This window comes from Synechococcus sp. L2F, from assembly GCF_024345695.1.
Taxonomy (GTDB): domain Bacteria; phylum Cyanobacteriota; class Cyanobacteriia; order PCC-6307; family Cyanobiaceae; genus MW101C3.
Genome location: NZ_JAGQBP010000002.1, coordinates 393,100 through 408,171, shown reverse-complemented (window position 1 = coordinate 408,171; position 15,072 = coordinate 393,100). Strand labels below are relative to the sequence as shown.

Below are 15,072 nucleotides of genomic sequence, written 5' to 3'. Positions count from 1 at the left end.
GCTGGAGCGCGCCGCCGCGTCCATCACGACTCCGGTGGCGCCGCCCCCCAGGCGTGCAGGCTCTCCAGCACGGGAATCAGCGACCGGCCGCGCGGGGTGAGGCGGTATTCCACCCGCGGCGGCACCTCGGCAAACACCTCGCGCTCCACCACCCCTGCGGCCTCCAGCTCCCGCAGCTGGCTGGTGAGCACCTTGTGGCTCACGCCCACCAGGGCCCGCTGCAAGCCGGAAAACCGCTGCGTGCCCTCCGCCAGCTCCCGCAGCACGTGCACCTTCCAGCGCCCCCGCATGACGCTCAGCGCCAGCTCGGCAGGGCAAAGGGTGTGGTCGTGGGCGTCCAGGAATCCATCCGCTTGCTCCATGCGTTTGCACCATCCACTGGCACCAGGGTTACTCACAGGTGAGTGACGCACATGGCGGTGCGTTCTTGTCAGGCAGGCCCCAAGCGATCCACTCTGATCCAAGGGGGAGAGCTGCCGCCCGCTCGATGGGCTGATCCCCATTGCTTCCGCCTGGCCGACCGGTGACGTTGCACACCTGCCAAGCCAGTGGAGCGGGGCCATCCTGTGGCGGCAGCCCGTCCCGGTCATCCGTCACTTCCGCCATGACCATCGACCTGTTCACGCCCCTGGCCGTAGGGCCCCTGGAGCTGCCCAACCGGGTGCTGATGGCCCCGCTCACCCGATCCCGCGCTGAAGAGGGTCACATCCCCGGCCCGCTGATGGCGGAGTACTACGGCCAGCGGGCCTCCGCCGGGTTGATCATTGCTGAGGCCACCATGGCGATGGAGGGCCACTCCGCCTTCATCCGCGAACCCGGCATCCATTCGGCGGCCCAGGTGGAGGGCTGGGCACGCACCACCGAGGCGGTGCACGCCCGCGGCGGCCGGATCGTGCTGCAGATCTGGCACGGCGGCCGGGCCTGCCATCCCCTGCTCAACAACGGCCTTCAGCCGGTGGCCCCCAGCGCCATCGCCATCAGCGGCGACCAGATCCACACCCCCCAGGGCAAGGTGGATTACGTGGTGCCGCGCGCCCTGGCTGACGACGAGCTGCCGGCAATCGTGGCGGGCTTCCGCTTGGCGGCCCGCCACGCCATCGCTGCCGGTTTCGACGGCGTGGAGGTGCACGGCGCCAATGGCTATCTCCTCGATGAATTCCTGCGCGATGGAAGCAACCAGCGCAGCGGCCCCTATGGCGGCCCGATCGAGAACCGGGCGCGGCTGCTGCTGGAGGTGATCGAGGCGGTACGCGCCGAAACGGAGCTGGTGGGGCTGCGCCTCTCGCCGCTCAACAGCTACAACGCCATGCGCGACAGCGATCCCGTGGCGCTCGCCAGCTGGCTGGCCGATCACCTCAACGGCGCCGGCCTCGCTTACCTCCACCTGATGCGCGGCGACTTCCTCCAGCAGCAGCTGGGCGATGTGCTCACGCCGGTGCGCGAGCGCTTCCAGGGGGTGCTGATCGCCAACATGGGCTACACCGCCGCCGAAGCCAACGCCGCCATCGCCGCCGGCGCCATCGATGCGGTGGCCTTCGGCACGGCCTTCCTGGCCAACCCGGATCTGCCGGAGCGGCTGCGCAGCGGCGCACCGCTCAACACGCCGGACCCTGCCACCTTCTACAGCCCCGGCCCCGCCGGCTACACCGACTACCCCTTCCTGAGCGCCGCTGCCTGATCAACGCTGGCGCAGGCCCCCAGCCTGTGCTGCTCGAGACCCAGTACCACCCGTTGCCTGCGCCAGGCCCGACCCATCCCCTGCTCACCCACCATCCACTCCCGGGAGCCTCGCCATGACCACCACCAACGCCCAGCGTTCTGCCGCTACCCCGGTGTTCCGCCCCGGCACGGAGCGCTTCCACAGCCAGCTCGACTGGCTGGACAGCTGGCACAGCTTTTCCTTCTCCAGCCACTTCGATCCGGCCTGGATGGGATTCGGTCCGCTGCGGGTGATCAACGACGACACGATCGCCGCCGGCCGCGGCTTCGGCATGCATCCCCACAACGACATGGAGATCGTCACGGTGATGGTGGAAGGGGAACTCACCCACCGCGATTCGATGGGCAACGGTGAGGTGTTGCGCGCTGGTGAAGTGCAGCGCATGAGCGCCGGCACCGGTGTGGTGCACAGCGAAATCAACAAAGGGGCGACCCCCTGCCGGTTGCTGCAGATCTGGATCGAACCCTCCAGCACCGGCATCCCGCCCGCCTATGAGCAGAAGCCCTTCGCCGTCGGAGAGGGCTGGACCCTGCTGCTGGACCCCGAGCGGCGGGACGGCGCCATGGCGGTGCACCGACCGGTGCGGCTCTGGCGCGCCCGGCCGGCGGCCGGCACCCGCCTGGAGCTGCCGGCGGCGGCCGGCCACCGGCTCTGGATGCAGCTGATCGACGGCAGCCTCACGCTGGAAGGCGGCCGCCGGCTGGAGCGCGGCGATGGCCTGGGCTTCGAGGTCCCAGGCTCCGCCAGTGGCACTGGCACTCCTCCGGCCAGCACCCCCACCAGCACCCCCACCAGCTCCCTCCCCGCCGCCGCCCATGCGGTGCCGCGTGAGCTGGTGACCGGTGAAGCCGGCGCCGACCTGCTGCTGTTTGAGCTGGCCTGAGTTGGGGCGGGTTGGTGCTGGCTGGTCTGGATCCAGGTCGACCTGGGTGTGTCCTAGGCGTCGTTAATTCCTTGCCGAAAGGAAGCGAAAGATGCTGCCGAATGCGAATGGGTTCGCTCAAATGGGGGTGTTCCCGTTACCGCGTTCGGTGATGGCCACAGCCCGCTCTCGCTCTGACGCCAGCCTGCCCACCATTCTTCCGTCTGCCGATGGCAACGGCCGGAGTTGGGTGGTGCGCTACCGCGGTTTCGTGCTCATGCCTCAGCCTGATCTCACCTGGCTGGTTCGCCCCGAGCGCAGCCCCATGGACGTGCTGCCGTTCCGGGCTCCCGCCAGTTCACTGGCGGATGTGAAGGCCTTGGTGGATTGGCGCCTCGGCAAGGCCGCCTGAGACCTTGGCTCAGGCCGCCTGCGGCGGTGTGGGCCCCCCGGCCTGGAAGGGAAGCACCAGGGTGACCCAGGTGTCCGGACGTGCCGGACGGTGCCGGCGGGGTTGACGCACGCCGAAGGGAACACGCACCACGTTGGTGCCCTCCACACGGATTGTTTCGCCGCGGGCGGAGGAATGGGCCAGGGATCCGGGAATCGGCGGCAGTTCGGGGGCGCGCGTCAACGGAGCGGGTTTGTCAGCACGGATCGACAGCTCAGAGAGCGTCGGAGGATTGAAAGGAGGGCCGTCGTTGCCGTTCATTGGGTGGGTCGAGACGTTTGCCGTGGCCTTGGGGGCTGCTGATCCTGTGACTTGTCGCCCGAGCTTGCCTCGTGGGGTGGGATCCAGCAACCGGGAATTCTTTAAACAATCAGTTGATTGTAGCAGTGGCACACATGCCCGTCTGAAACTCCAGTCACTGCCTGATCAGCTCCCTATCGTGATGGCGTTGATCGTGGGCGGCGTCTGAACGGCTAGGCGTGCCGGCTCAGCGCCGATAGAGAGGCGAGGCCCCAGGCCTGCTTGGAGCCGCCCGGCCTGATCGGCACGGCATGGCGGGCGCTCAGATCGCCAGCGCCACCCGCTGCGGCGTGACGGCCACGCTGCTGCTGGCCAGCTCCTCCACCGAGGGGCAGGTGCACACCAGGTTGCGATCGCCATAGGCGTTGTCGATGCGGGCCACCGCCGGCCAGAACTTGTTCTGCCGCTGGCTGTCGCCAGCCGGGAAGGCCGCCTCGCTGCGGCTGTAAGGGCGATCCCAGAGGTCGGCGGTGACGGCCGCCAGGGTGTGCGGCGCCCGCTTCAAGGGGTTGTTCTGCGCATCGGCCTGCCCCGCCTCGATCGCAGCCGCCTCGGCGCGGATTGCCACCATGGCGTCGCAGAAGCGGTCGATCTCCGCCAGGGATTCGCTTTCGGTGGGCTCCACCATCACCGTGCCCGCTACCGGCCAGCTCACCGTGGGGGCATGGAAGCCGTAATCCATCAGCCGCTTGGCCAGGTCGTCGACCTCGAGGCCGGCGCTGCGTTTCAGCGGCCGCAGATCCAGGATGCATTCGTGGGCCACACGGCCGCCGCTGCCGCGGAACAGCACCGGGTAGTGGGGCTGGAGCCGCTCGGCGATCACGTTGGCGGAGAGCAGCGCCACCGCGCTGGCCTGCCGCAGGCCGGCGCCACCCATCATGCGGATGTACATCCAGCTGATCGGCAGGATGCCGGCGCTGCCCCAGGGGGCGGCTGACACTGGCCCGATCGCCGCCTGGCCGCCCACGGCCCCCAGCGGGTGTCCCGGCAGGAACGGCACCAGATGGCTGGCGACGGCAATCGGCCCGACCCCCGGCCCGCCACCGCCGTGGGGGATGCAGAAGGTTTTGTGCAGGTTCAGGTGGCACACGTCGGCGCCGTAGTGGCCGGGTTTGGCCAGGCCCACCTGGGCGTTGAGGTTGGCGCCATCGAGGTACACCTGGCCGCCGTGGCGGTGGATCACCTCGCAGAGCCGGCGGATGCCGGTTTCGAACACTCCGTGGGTGGAGGGATAGGTGACCATCACGGCCGCGAGAGCATCGGCGTGCTGGGCGGCTTTTGCCTCCAGGTCATCGAGATCGATGTTGCCGTTGGCATCGCAGGCCACCGGCACCACCTGCAGGCCGGCCATCACGGCACTGGCCGGGTTGGTGCCGTGGGCACTGGTGGGAATCAGACAGACGTTGCGGTGCGCCTCGCCGCGGCTGTGGTGCCAGGCCCGGATCACCAGCAGCCCCGCATATTCCCCCTGGGAGCCGGCGTTGGGTTGCAGCGACACCCCGGCAAAGCCGGTGATCACCGCCAGCCAGGCCTCCAGATCGGCCACCAGCCGCTGGTAGCCGGCCTGCTGGGCGGCGGGGGCGAAGGGATGCAGTTCGGCGAAGGCGGGCCAGCTCACCGGCGCCAGTTCGGCGGCGGCATTGAGCTTCATCGTGCAGCTGCCGAGCGGGATCATGCCGTGCACCAGCGAGAGATCCTTCGCCACCAGGCGCTGGATGTAGCGCAGCAGTTCCGACTCGCTGTGGTGCCGCTGGAACACCTCCTGCTGCAGCCAGGGCTCCTGGCGCAGGGGCACCCCCGCCAGCAGGGTGGCGTCGTCGGGCAGGGCGGCGAGCAGGGCGGCGGCGGTGGGCAGGGAGCCAGCGTTGTGCTCCGCCCTGTCAGGGCCTTTTGCGCCATCCGGGCCGACAGCGGCGGCGAAGAGGGCGAGCAGGCGATCGAGCTCGACGCTGTCGGTGCGCTCATCCAGGCTGATCGCCACACCGGTGAGCGCCCCGCCCGGTGCGGTGAGCGGCCGCAGATTGAAGCCGGCGGCCTCCGCCCGCTCCAGCAGCTCGCCGGCCCCGGGCAGGGTGAGGCTGAGCGTGTCGAAGGCGGCGCCGGGCTGCACCGCCAGCCCGAGGCCAGCGAGGCCCGCAGCCAGGGCGGCCCGCTGACGCAGCACCCGCCGGGCCATCGCCGTGAGCCCGCCGGGGCCGTGATGCACCGCATAGAAGCTGGCCATCACCGCCAGCAACACCTGGGCGGTGCAGATGTTGCTGGTGGCCTTGTCGCGGCGGATGTGCTGCTCGCGGGTCTGCAGGGCCAGGCGCAGGGCTGGGCGGCCTTCCGCATCCAGCGAGCGACCCACCAGCCGGCCGGGAATCTGGCGCTTGTGCGCGTCGGTGGTGGCGAAGAAGGCGGCATGGGGCCCGCCGCCGCCGAGCGGCACGCCGAAGCGCTGGGTGCTGCCCACGGCGATGTCGGTGCCGAGGGCACCCACGGGCTCCAGCAGCACCTGGGCCAGCGGATCCACCGCCGCCGTCACCATCGCCCCGACCGCATGGGCGGCGGCGATCGCCGCGCGCGGATCCCAGAGGCGGCCGCTGGCGCCGGGCAGTTGCAGCAGCAGCCCGAACGCCGTGGGGTCGAGGGGAGAGGCCGCATCGCCAGCGGCGAGCGTGGCGGGATCCACCAGCTCCACCACGAGGCCGAGCGGTTCGGCCCGGGTCTGCAGCACGGCCAGGGTCTGGGGGAACACGTCCTGATCCACCAGGAAGCGGCGGGCTTCAGGCCGCCGACAGGCGCCGAAGCTGAGCGCCATCGCTTCGGCCGCGGCGGTGCCTTCATCCAGCAGCGAGGCGTTGGCGATCGGCAGGCCGGTGAGTTCGCTGATCAGGGTCTGGAAGTTGAGCAGCGCCTCCAGGCGGCCCTGGGCGATCTCAGCCTGGTAAGGGGTGTAGGCCGTGTACCAGCAGGGGTTTTCCAGCACGTGGCGCTGGATCAGTGCCGGCGTCACGGTGCCGTAGTAGCCGAGGCCGATCAGGCTGCGGCGCACCTGGTTGGTGGCAGCGATGGCGCGCAGCTCGCCCAGCGCCTGGGCTTCGTCCACCCCCAGCGGCAGGTCGGCCGTCGCGGCGCTCGCGTCGATCAGGATGTCGGCCGGCACCACCTCGGCCACGAACGTCTCCAGATCACTGGCGCCCAGCCGTTCGAGCATCGCCTGCAGCTCCTGCGGCGATGGCCCGAGATGCCGCTCCAGGAAAGGAGAGGAGCCGTCGGGGTCAGCGAAGGGTGCGGTCACGGCGCGACGCCCGGCAATAGGGGCGGATCTTAGGGAAATCTGTCGAGACGCCGCTCCAGCACGGCGCCCAGCCCTTTCGCGAGGCCCGCCTTGCAAAACCGCCCCTTTGTCGCTCAGCTGCCTTCCACCTTCAGGCGGTAAGTGGCGGCATCCATGAGATCAGCGAATTCGGCGGCGTCGCTGGGCCGCACCAGCAGCAGCCAGCCTTCGCCGTGGGGATCGTTCTGCAGTTCTTCCGGGCTGGTCAGCACCGCTTCGTTGCGCAGCTCCACCGTGCCGCTGATCGGCGCGTACATCTCCTCCACCGCCTTCACCGATTCCACCGAGCCGAAACTGGAGCCTCGCTCCAGCTGGCTGCCCACCTCCGGCAGCTCCACGAACACGATGTCGCCCAGCTGATCGACGGCGAAGGCGCTCACGCCGATGCGCATCAGCTCCCCATCCGGCCGGGCGTATTCATGGCTGTCCGCATAGCGGCAGTCGTCGGGGAACTGGAGCGCCATCGAAGGCGGAAGCAAAGACGAGGCCAGTCTGACCGGCCTTGGCGCTGCGGGCTCAGCTCAGCCGCTGCGGATTCAGGGCCGTGAGCGCCCGCTCCAGGGCCAGCTCCACGTGGGCGCGGTGGGTGCCTCCTTGGGCGAACAGCACGTAGGGCTCGCGCAGGGGGGCGTCGGCGGAGAACTCACTGGTGCTGCCGTCGATGAAGCTGCCGCCGGCCATCACCAGCTCACTGGCGTATCCCGGCATGGGCGCCGGCACCGGGTCGAGGTAAGCGCCCACCGGCGAACAGGCCTGAAAGGCGCGGCACACCTGGATCAACGGCTCCGGCGCCCCGAAGCGCACTGCCTGGATCACGTCACTGCGGGGGGCCCCCACCAGCGGCTGTACGGCATAGCCGAGTGCGCTGAACACGGAGGCCACCAGCTCGGCGCCGATCAGGGCCTCTGCCACCATCTGAGGCGCCAGGAACAATCCCTGGAACAGCAGCCGATAGAGATCGAAGCCGGTGCCCCCCTCGCTGCCGATGCCCGGCGCCGTCAGCCGGCAGCAGGCCCGCTCCACCCATTCGGCGCCGCCGGCCACGTAGCCGCCGGTGGGGGCAATCGTGCCGCCGGCGTTCTTGATCAGCGAGCCGGCGATCAGGTCGGCGCCTACGGCCGGGGGCTCCAGCCCCTCCACGAATTCGCCATAGCAGTTGTCGACGAAGCAGAGGCAACCGGGCTGCAGCTGCTTCACGCGCTCCACCAGGCGGCCGATCGTGGCCACCTGCAGCGAGGGCCGCCAGCTGTAGCCGCAACTGCGCTGGATCAGCACCAGCCGGGTGGGGGGTGTGAGGGCGGCGGCGAGGCCGTCCTCCTCCACCGTGCCATCGGCCCGCAGGGCGAGCTCGTCGTAGTGGATGCCGAACTCGGCCAGCGACCCCTGGCCGCTGCCGCGCAGGCCGATCACCTCTTCCAATGTGTCGTAGGGGCGGCCGGTGATCGAGAGCAGGCGGTCGCCCGGCCGCAGCACGCCGAACAGGGCTGCGGCGATGGCGTGGGTGCCGCTGACGAACTGCAGCCGCACCGCCGCCGCCTCCGCCCCCAGCACCCGGGCGAACACCCGGTCCAGCACCTCCCGGCCCAGGTCGCCGTGGCCGTAGCCGCTCACCGAGGCGAAGTGATGGGGGCCGAGGCGTTCGGCGGCGAAGGCGGCCAGCACCCTCTCCAGTCCGGGCTTCACCGCGGCGGTGTGCCGGGCCGCCAGCGGCGCGATCCGCGCAGCGGCGGCTGCCACCTGCTCGCAGGCCCAGGCCGAGGCGGTTCCTTTCTCGTGCTGCCCGTCCATCCCCGCCACCCAAGCCGGTGGCCATGCTGCCTGCCGGCCTCACCCTCGCCGCTAGATTTCCTGCTGATGTGTTGGCTACAAACGGCCTTCATCACCAGGTTCTGGTGAGCCACTCTCTCCTTCGGGAGCTTCCAGCAGCGGGTTCTGCCCGCTGAGGGCGAACGGGTGAACTCCAGCCTGCGTCACTTTCGCGAGAGTTCATTTGGTCGCCGCTTCAGATGCCCCTTCGACCGCTACCCCGGCGGATCCGCGGGCCCCGTTCAAGCCCCTGCGCAGCCATGGGGGCCACGCTTCCGACCGCCAGGAAGCCCTCATCCGCGCCGGTGTGACGGCCCGACGCCCGCCTCTGCCAAAGGGCCAGCGGACGTACAAGTTCGGCACCACGGCGTTCATGCTCGCCATCCACGTCGGGGCGGTGTTCGCCCTGCTGCCCCGCTTCTGGAGCTGGCAGAGCGTGGTGGCGCTGGCGGTTCTCTACTGGGTCACGGTGCTGGGGGTCACGCTCGGCCTGCACCGCCTGCTGGCCCACCGCAGCTTCGTCGCCCCCCGCTGGGTGGAGCGCACCCTGGTGCTGATGGGCACTCTGGCCTGCCAGAGCGGCCCGATCGAATGGGTGGGGCTGCACCGCCACCACCACAAGTTCTCTGACCAGGCCAACGACCACCACGACGCCGGCCGCGGCCTCTGGTGGAGTCACAGTGACTGGATGCTGCATGAGATCCCTGCCGTGCAGCACGTGGAGAGGTTCACGGGCGACCTGCAGCGCGACCCCTTCTACCGCTGGCTGGATCGCTGGTTCCTGCTGCTGCAGATCCCCCTGGGCGCGGCCCTGTGGTGGTACGGCGAGCGGGCCAATGTGCACGGCGGCGGCCTGGGCATGGTGCTCTGGGCCATCCCCCTGAGGCTGGTGATCGTGTATCACGTCACCTGGCTGGTGAACAGCGCCACCCACGCCTTCGGCTACCGCAACTTCGACAGCCCTGATCTGTCGCGCAACTGCTGGTGGGTGGCGATCCTCTCCTTCGGCGAGGGCTGGCACAACAACCACCATGCCCACCCGGCCAGCGCCCGCCACGGCCTGCGCTGGTTCGAGTTCGACATCACCTGGCAGCACATCAAGCTGCTGCGTTCCCTGGGGCTGGCCAAGCGAATCCGTGAGGCCCGCTACGTGCCCGGTGCGGCCTACGCCCCCAACTCCTGACGGATGGCGGCCCCCAGTTCGCTGCTGGTCGCACCGGCCACCGTGCTGTCAGCCAGCTGAGCAGCCTTGCGTCGCAGCACGGTCAGGAACTGAGCCGTGCTCAGTTCCTGGTCGCCGGCAGCACCCAGGCCCGCCAGGGTGCTTTTCAGGTCCAGCAGCTCGCTTTCCAGCTCTGCGGCTTCAAAATCCCGCTGACCGGCCATCACCGCCGCGAAGCGCTCGCGCCGCTGCGCCTTCTCCGGCGGGTATGCCCCCAGGACGGCCTCGCGGCACAGGCGCCAGGGCCTGCCGGCGGTGAGCAGCTCCGCCAAGGCGAAGCTGAGGGCCGGGGCTTCGGCCGAGGCGATGCGCAGGTCGAAAGCGGCCGGCGGCTGACGCTGGCCCACGAAAATCTCCAGAAATCCCCCGGGCCCGAGGGGCCGTCCGTCGTCGTCGTTGAGCAGCGGCACACTGCCGGTCCCCAGCGCTTCGAGCAGTTCCGGGTGGCCGGTCAGGGCGCTGCGGCTGTCGGCGCTGCCGGACGCGGCGATCCATTGGTTGATGCGCCCCAAGGCGAGAAACACCTCCGGTCCCGGGGAGGCCAGCTTGCGGTTGCGCAGCATCGACACCTGGGAACTGTGGAGGCGGCCGAGATCAAGCACCTCGGCTAAACCGGGAAGGATGCGGTGGGACCAGCCGTTGCGCTCATGCCAGGCCCTGATCAGATGCGCAAAGGCTTCGCGGCCTGATCCGATTTCTTCCTGATATCCCACTCAATCCGAATCCGAACTGCTACTATTCTAAAAGACCGATCAGGAACCAGCCCCTATGACCGTCACGCCCCAGCGCCGTGCCCCATGGGCGGCCGTCTCAGAACGGATGGCCAAGGCCGTAGCCGCCAAGCCCGCCGGCGTTGCCAGCCTTGTGCCGGCAGCCCTCTCCCTGCCCCGGGCTCAGGCGCTGCATCGCCCCCGCCGCGGTGAACCCATCCCCTCCTCGCCACCGGGTCCCCGCTGGGGCACGATCGGCTTCATGATCGTGATCCACCTGCTGGCCGTGCTGGCCCTGCTGCCCCAGTTCTGGAGCGTGCCGGCCGTCACCTCCATGCTGGTGCTCTATTGGGTCACCGGCTGCCTGGGCGTCACGCTCGGCTACCACCGCCTGCTGGCCCACCGGGCCCTGCGGGTGCCCCAGTGGCTGGAGCGCTTCTTCGCCACCTGCGGCGCGCTCAGCTGCCAGCACGGTCCGATCGACTGGGCCGGCCTGCACCGCCACCACCACAAGTTCTCGGACACCGACGCCGACCACCACAACAGCCACAAGGGCTTCTGGTGGAGCCACATGGGCTGGATGATGGAAGAGATCCCGGCGATGGCCGCCGTGCCCCGGCTCACCGGTGATCTGGCCCGCGACCCCTACTACCGCTGGCTGAACACCAACTTCCTGCTGCTGCAGGTGCCCCTGGGCCTGCTGCTGTTCTGGATCGGCACGGTCACCGGTGCCGGCGGCTGGGCCCTGGTTCTGTGGGGCATCCCGCTGCGCCTGGTGGTGCTCTACCACTGCACCTGGCTGGTGAACAGCGCCACCCACTGCTGGGGCAGCATCGCCCACGTCAGCGGCGACAAGTCACGCAACAACCCCTGGGTGGCGGCGCTCACCTTCGGTGAGGGCTGGCACAACAACCACCACGCCTTCCCCCACTCGGCCCGCCACGGCTTCGGTCCCCGTCAGTTCGACCTCACCTGGCAGCACATCCGGCTGCTGAAGGCCCTGGGCCTGGCCACCCAGGTGCGCCTGCCGAAGGCCACGGCAGCCTTCTGAGGCGGCAACCCTCTGACTTAAGCTGTCGGATTGCCTGAGCGGCACGCCACCCCGGCGGTGGCCCCCGCTCATCGATCCGCCCAGCGGCACTCCCTGTTTCCCTAACCCGATCCCATGGCCAAGCGTGTATCCGTTGTCCTCAGCGAGGACATTCTCAGCCTCGGCAAGGACGGTGAGCTGGTGGAAGTGGCGCCCGGCTACGCCCGCAACTTCCTGCTCCCCCAGGGCAAAGCCGTTCCCGTCACCCCGGCGGTGCTGCGTCAGGTGGAGCACCGCCGCGCCAAGGAGGCCGAGCGCCAGGCCGTGCTGCTGCAGGAGGCGGAAGCCTTCCGCACGGCCTTGAACACCATCGGCCGCTTCACGGTCAAGAAGCAGACCGGCGGTGACGACGTCCTCTTCGGCACCGTCACCAACGGCGATGTGGCCGAGGCCATCGAAGCGGCCACCAAGAAAGAGGTCGACCGCCGCCATATCGAGGTGCCCGAGATCCACCGCACCGGCTCCTACAAGGTGCAGATCAAGCTCCACCACGACGTGGTGGCCGAGATCAACCTGGAAGTGGTCAGCCACTGAGCGCCAGGCGGCCTCGCCGCCCGCTCCTTTCCATGTCCCGCCGCCAGGCCCCTGAGGGTTCTGGCGGTTTTTTTTGTGGGCCTGTGCGGCGGCTGCAACGGCCCCGCCGCCGCCCGCACGGGGCACCAACGCACACCGGAGCGTCGGCCGGGAACCCTTAGCCTGCCGCCATGGTGAGCGTCCCTTTTCCAGCTGCGGACGGCCCCGGTGCCGTGCCCACGACCGCGCCAGGCGGGGCGGCGGGCGGTGCCGGGCCGTTCCGGCGGCGCGGGCGCGAGCAGGACGAAGCCCGCTTCGAGGCCCTGCCCGACCAGCTGCCTCCCCAGAACCTGGAGGCGGAGGAAGCTGTGCTGGGCGGCATCCTGCTCGACCCCGACGCCATGGGCCGCATCGCCGACGTGCTGCGTCCGGAGGCCTTCTATCTCACAGCCCACCGGGAGGTGTACCGCACCGCCCTGATGCTGCACAGCCAGGGCAAGCCCACCGACCTCACCGCCATGGCCGCCTGGTTGGCCGATACGGGCCAGCTGGAGAAGGTGGGCGGCACCAACCGGCTGGTGGAGCTGGTGGAGCGCACGCTCAGCACCGCCTCGATCGACCAGGTCGCCCGCCTGGTGATGGACAAATACCTGCGCCGTCAGCTGATCCGCTCCGGCAACGAGGTGATCCGGCTGGGTTTCGACCAGTCGAAGCCGATGGAGCAGGTGCTCGATGAGGCGGAGCAGCAGATCTTCGCGATCAGCCAGGAGAAACCGTCGGTGGGGCTCACCCCCACCGCCGAAATCCTCACCAGCACCTTCAACGAGATCGAAAGCCGCTCCGTCGGCACGTCGATGGCTGGCATCGCGGTCAACTTCTACGACCTCGACGCCATCACCCAGGGCCTGCAGCGCAGCGATCTGATCATCGTGGCGGGTCGGCCGGCGATGGGCAAAACCTCGATCGTGCTCAACATCGCCAAGAACGTGGCCCAGCTCCACCAGCTGCCGGTGTGCGTGTTTTCGCTGGAGATGAGCAAGGAGCAGCTCACCTACCGGCTGCTTTCGATGGAGGTGGGGATCGAGAGCGGCCGGCTGCGCACCGGGCGCCTGCAGCAGGAGGAATGGCCGCTGCTGGGCCAGGGCATCAACACCCTGGGCCAGCTGCCCCTGTTCATCGACGACAAGCCGAATGCGGGCGTGCTGGAGATGCGCTCGCTCTGCCGGCGGCTGATGGCCGAGCAGGGCAAGGAGCTGGGCCTGATCGTGATCGATTATCTGCAGCTGATGGAGGGCTCCACCCCCGACAACCGCGTGCAGGAGCTGTCGCGCATCACCCGGGGCCTCAAGGGCATGGCCCGCGAGCTGAACGTGCCGGTGATCGCCCTTTCCCAGCTCAGCCGCGGCGTGGAGAGCCGTACCAACAAGCGGCCGATGCTGAGCGATCTGCGTGAATCGGGCTCCATCGAGCAGGACGCCGACCTGGTGCTGATGATCTACCGCGACGAGTACTACAACCCGGACACGGCCGATCGCGGCATCACCGAAGTGATCGTCACCAAGCACCGCAACGGCCCGGTGGGCACGGTGAAGCTGCTGTTCGAGCCGCAGTTCACCCGCTTCCGCAATCTGGCGAGCCCATCCGGCGGCTGAGCAGCTGCGCCGGCAGGCTGAGGGCGATCAACCCGGCGGCGATCAGGCTGTTGGTGCTGTCGCCGATGGCGGCGCTGATCAGAAAGGCGAGCGAGCCCAGCCACACCACCGCCGCGCTGAGCGGGTAGCCCCAGGCCCGCACCGGGCGCTCCAGTTCCGGTTCACGCCAGCGCAGCAGAAACAGCGACGTGATGCCGGTGAAATAGAGCAGCACATAGAAAAAGACGGACACACCCAGCAGCAGCTGGAAATCGCCGCAGAGGATCAGGGTCGCCGTCACGGCGGTGGTGAGCAGCAGGGCCGCATCGGGGGTGCCGCCCGCATTCACCCGCGCGAAGACGGGCAGGAACAGGCCATCGCGGCTGAGGCCGAACAGGATGCGCGGCGCACACATGATCACCGTGTTGACCAGCCCGATCGAGGACAGCAGCGCCAGGGCGGTGATCAGCTGGGCGCTGAACGGCCCGAACAGGCGGGCGGCAGCGTCGGCCAGCGGCAGGGTGGAGGCGGCCATCGCCTCAAGCGGCAGCACCTTGAGCAGGGCCACGTTCACCAGCAGGTAAACCCCCGTGACGGCGACCACGCCGCCGATCAGGGAGCGGGGCAGGTCGGTGGCCGGCGCGGTGAACTCCTCAGCGAAGTAGATCGGGCTCTGCCAGCCGTCGTAGGTGGTGATCACGGCCTGAAGCGCGAACACGCCGGCGGCGGCTAGGGCCAGCGGGGTGCCGCTCGGGGCCAGCAGCGGCGTGCTCGTGCTGGCGGCGGGCGGGGCCACCAGCAGGCAGGCGCCGATCAAGGCCAGAAAGGCGACGGCCTTGAGCAGGCTGAGGATCTGCTGGCTGAGGCTGCCCGCCCGCAGGCCCAGCCGTTGCAGCAGGGCGAAGCCCACCAGGGTGAACAGGGCCACCGCTTTGCCGCCGGGGGGCAGCGCTGGCACCAGGCCGCGGGCGAACTCCCCGATCGTGATCGCCACCCAGGCCAGGCCGGCGCAATGGCCGAGCCAGTCGATCCAGCCCACGGCAAAGCCGGCGCGATCGCCGAGGGCGCGGCGGGCGTAGATCGTCCAGCCACCGGCACGGGGCAAGGCCGCCCCCAGTTCCGCCACGGCGAAGGCACCGCAGAGGGCATAGAGCCCGCCTACCAGCCAGGCCAGCAGGATCAGCGGAGCGCTGCCCAGCTGGGCCGCCACCAGCCCCGGGGTGCGCAGGATGCCGGCACCCATCGAGCCGCCCACCGCCCCAGCCAGCCCGAAGCCCAGCCCGAGGATGTGCAGCAAGCCGCCGGTGGCGGCGGGTGGTGGTGGTTCCGGTTCCGGCGTTCTGGCCGTTGGGTTGGGTTCCATCGCAGGCCCCACGGCGGCTCCGAAGCGTAAGGCTGGTGCAGCGGCGCGCGGTTGCAAGCACCCCGGCGCGGCCGGCCAGCTG

At 69.7% G+C, this 15,072-nt stretch carries 14 protein-coding genes; 7 read left to right on the top strand and 7 right to left on the bottom strand.

From position 1 onward, the window contains the following. Positions 1 to 23 precede the first annotated feature (23 nt). The gene (locus tag KBZ19_RS06965) at positions 24 to 362 is read right to left on the bottom strand and encodes a helix-turn-helix domain-containing protein (protein ID WP_255100365.1); all 339 of its coding nucleotides are present in this window, start codon (positions 360 to 362) and stop codon (positions 24 to 26) included. 242 nt (positions 363 to 604) lie between these two features. Here KBZ19_RS06965 and KBZ19_RS06960 point away from each other — a divergent pair, with 242 nt between their 5' ends. The 3 genes from KBZ19_RS06960 (at position 605) to KBZ19_RS06950 (ending at position 2,994) form a co-directional block, all read left to right on the top strand. After that, positions 605 to 1,678 (top strand): alkene reductase, encoded by a 1,074-nt coding sequence (locus KBZ19_RS06960; protein WP_255100364.1) that lies wholly within the window; start codon positions 605 to 607, stop codon positions 1,676 to 1,678. 115 nt (positions 1,679 to 1,793) lie between these two features. Then, a complete protein-coding gene (locus KBZ19_RS06955; RefSeq protein WP_255100363.1) occupies positions 1,794 to 2,603 on the top strand; it encodes a pirin-like bicupin family protein in 810 nt (269 codons plus the stop codon). Positions 2,604 to 2,754: 151 nt separating this feature from the next. After that, positions 2,755 to 2,994, top strand: coding sequence for a hypothetical protein (locus tag KBZ19_RS06950; protein WP_255100362.1), 240 nt, complete (start codon positions 2,755 to 2,757; stop codon positions 2,992 to 2,994). A gap of 9 nt (positions 2,995 to 3,003) precedes the next feature. Here KBZ19_RS06950 and KBZ19_RS06945 read toward each other — a convergent pair whose 3' ends face one another. The 4 genes from KBZ19_RS06945 to KBZ19_RS06930 form a co-directional block, all read right to left on the bottom strand. Next, the gene (locus KBZ19_RS06945; RefSeq protein ID WP_233132877.1) at positions 3,004 to 3,216 is read right to left on the bottom strand and encodes a hypothetical protein; all 213 of its coding nucleotides are present in this window, start codon (positions 3,214 to 3,216) and stop codon (positions 3,004 to 3,006) included. A 379-nt stretch (positions 3,217 to 3,595) separates the two neighbouring features. Continuing rightward, positions 3,596 to 6,532 carry an aminomethyl-transferring glycine dehydrogenase gene (gene gcvP, locus KBZ19_RS06940; RefSeq protein ID WP_399220125.1) on the bottom strand — a complete coding sequence of 979 codons (2,937 nt, stop codon included), beginning with the start codon at positions 6,530 to 6,532 and terminating at the stop codon, positions 3,596 to 3,598. 197 nt (positions 6,533 to 6,729) lie between these two features. Beyond that, a complete protein-coding gene (gcvH, locus tag KBZ19_RS06935; protein WP_094511364.1) occupies positions 6,730 to 7,119 on the bottom strand; it encodes a glycine cleavage system protein GcvH in 390 nt (129 codons plus the stop codon). A gap of 52 nt (positions 7,120 to 7,171) precedes the next feature. Continuing rightward, positions 7,172 to 8,443, bottom strand: a complete 1,272-nt coding sequence (locus KBZ19_RS06930) for a methionine gamma-lyase family protein (RefSeq protein WP_255100360.1) — start codon at positions 8,441 to 8,443, stop codon at positions 7,172 to 7,174. A gap of 313 nt (positions 8,444 to 8,756) precedes the next feature. Here KBZ19_RS06930 and KBZ19_RS06925 point away from each other — a divergent pair, with 313 nt between their 5' ends. Then, on the top strand, positions 8,757 to 9,644 hold the full coding sequence (locus tag KBZ19_RS06925; protein ID WP_233132887.1) for a fatty acid desaturase: 888 nt from the start codon (positions 8,757 to 8,759) through the stop codon (positions 9,642 to 9,644). Here the strand turns inward: KBZ19_RS06925 and KBZ19_RS06920 are convergent. Beyond that, a complete protein-coding gene (locus KBZ19_RS06920) occupies positions 9,626 to 10,396 on the bottom strand; it encodes a hypothetical protein (RefSeq protein ID WP_255100359.1) in 771 nt (256 codons plus the stop codon). The two genes, KBZ19_RS06925 and KBZ19_RS06920, sit on opposite strands and share 19 nt — an antisense overlap. A 106-nt stretch (positions 10,397 to 10,502) precedes the next feature. Between KBZ19_RS06920 and KBZ19_RS06915 the strand changes: the two genes are divergently transcribed. The 3 genes from KBZ19_RS06915 (at position 10,503) to dnaB (ending at position 13,648) form a co-directional block, all read left to right on the top strand. Next, on the top strand, positions 10,503 to 11,444 hold the full coding sequence (locus KBZ19_RS06915) for a fatty acid desaturase (protein ID WP_255100706.1): 942 nt from the start codon (positions 10,503 to 10,505) through the stop codon (positions 11,442 to 11,444). Between the two features lie 114 nt (positions 11,445 to 11,558). Then, complete coding sequence (gene rplI / locus KBZ19_RS06910; protein WP_094511377.1) at positions 11,559 to 12,017, top strand: 50S ribosomal protein L9; 459 nt, start codon at positions 11,559 to 11,561, stop codon at positions 12,015 to 12,017. Between the two features lie 170 nt (positions 12,018 to 12,187). Further along, positions 12,188 to 13,648 carry a replicative DNA helicase gene (gene dnaB, locus KBZ19_RS06905; protein ID WP_094511379.1) on the top strand — a complete coding sequence of 487 codons (1,461 nt, stop codon included), beginning with the start codon at positions 12,188 to 12,190 and terminating at the stop codon, positions 13,646 to 13,648. Here the strand turns inward: dnaB and KBZ19_RS06900 are convergent. After that, positions 13,608 to 14,990, bottom strand: a complete 1,383-nt coding sequence (locus KBZ19_RS06900) for an APC family permease (protein ID WP_255100358.1) — start codon at positions 14,988 to 14,990, stop codon at positions 13,608 to 13,610. The two genes, dnaB and KBZ19_RS06900, sit on opposite strands and share 41 nt — an antisense overlap. Between the last annotated feature and the right edge of the window lie 82 nt (positions 14,991 to 15,072).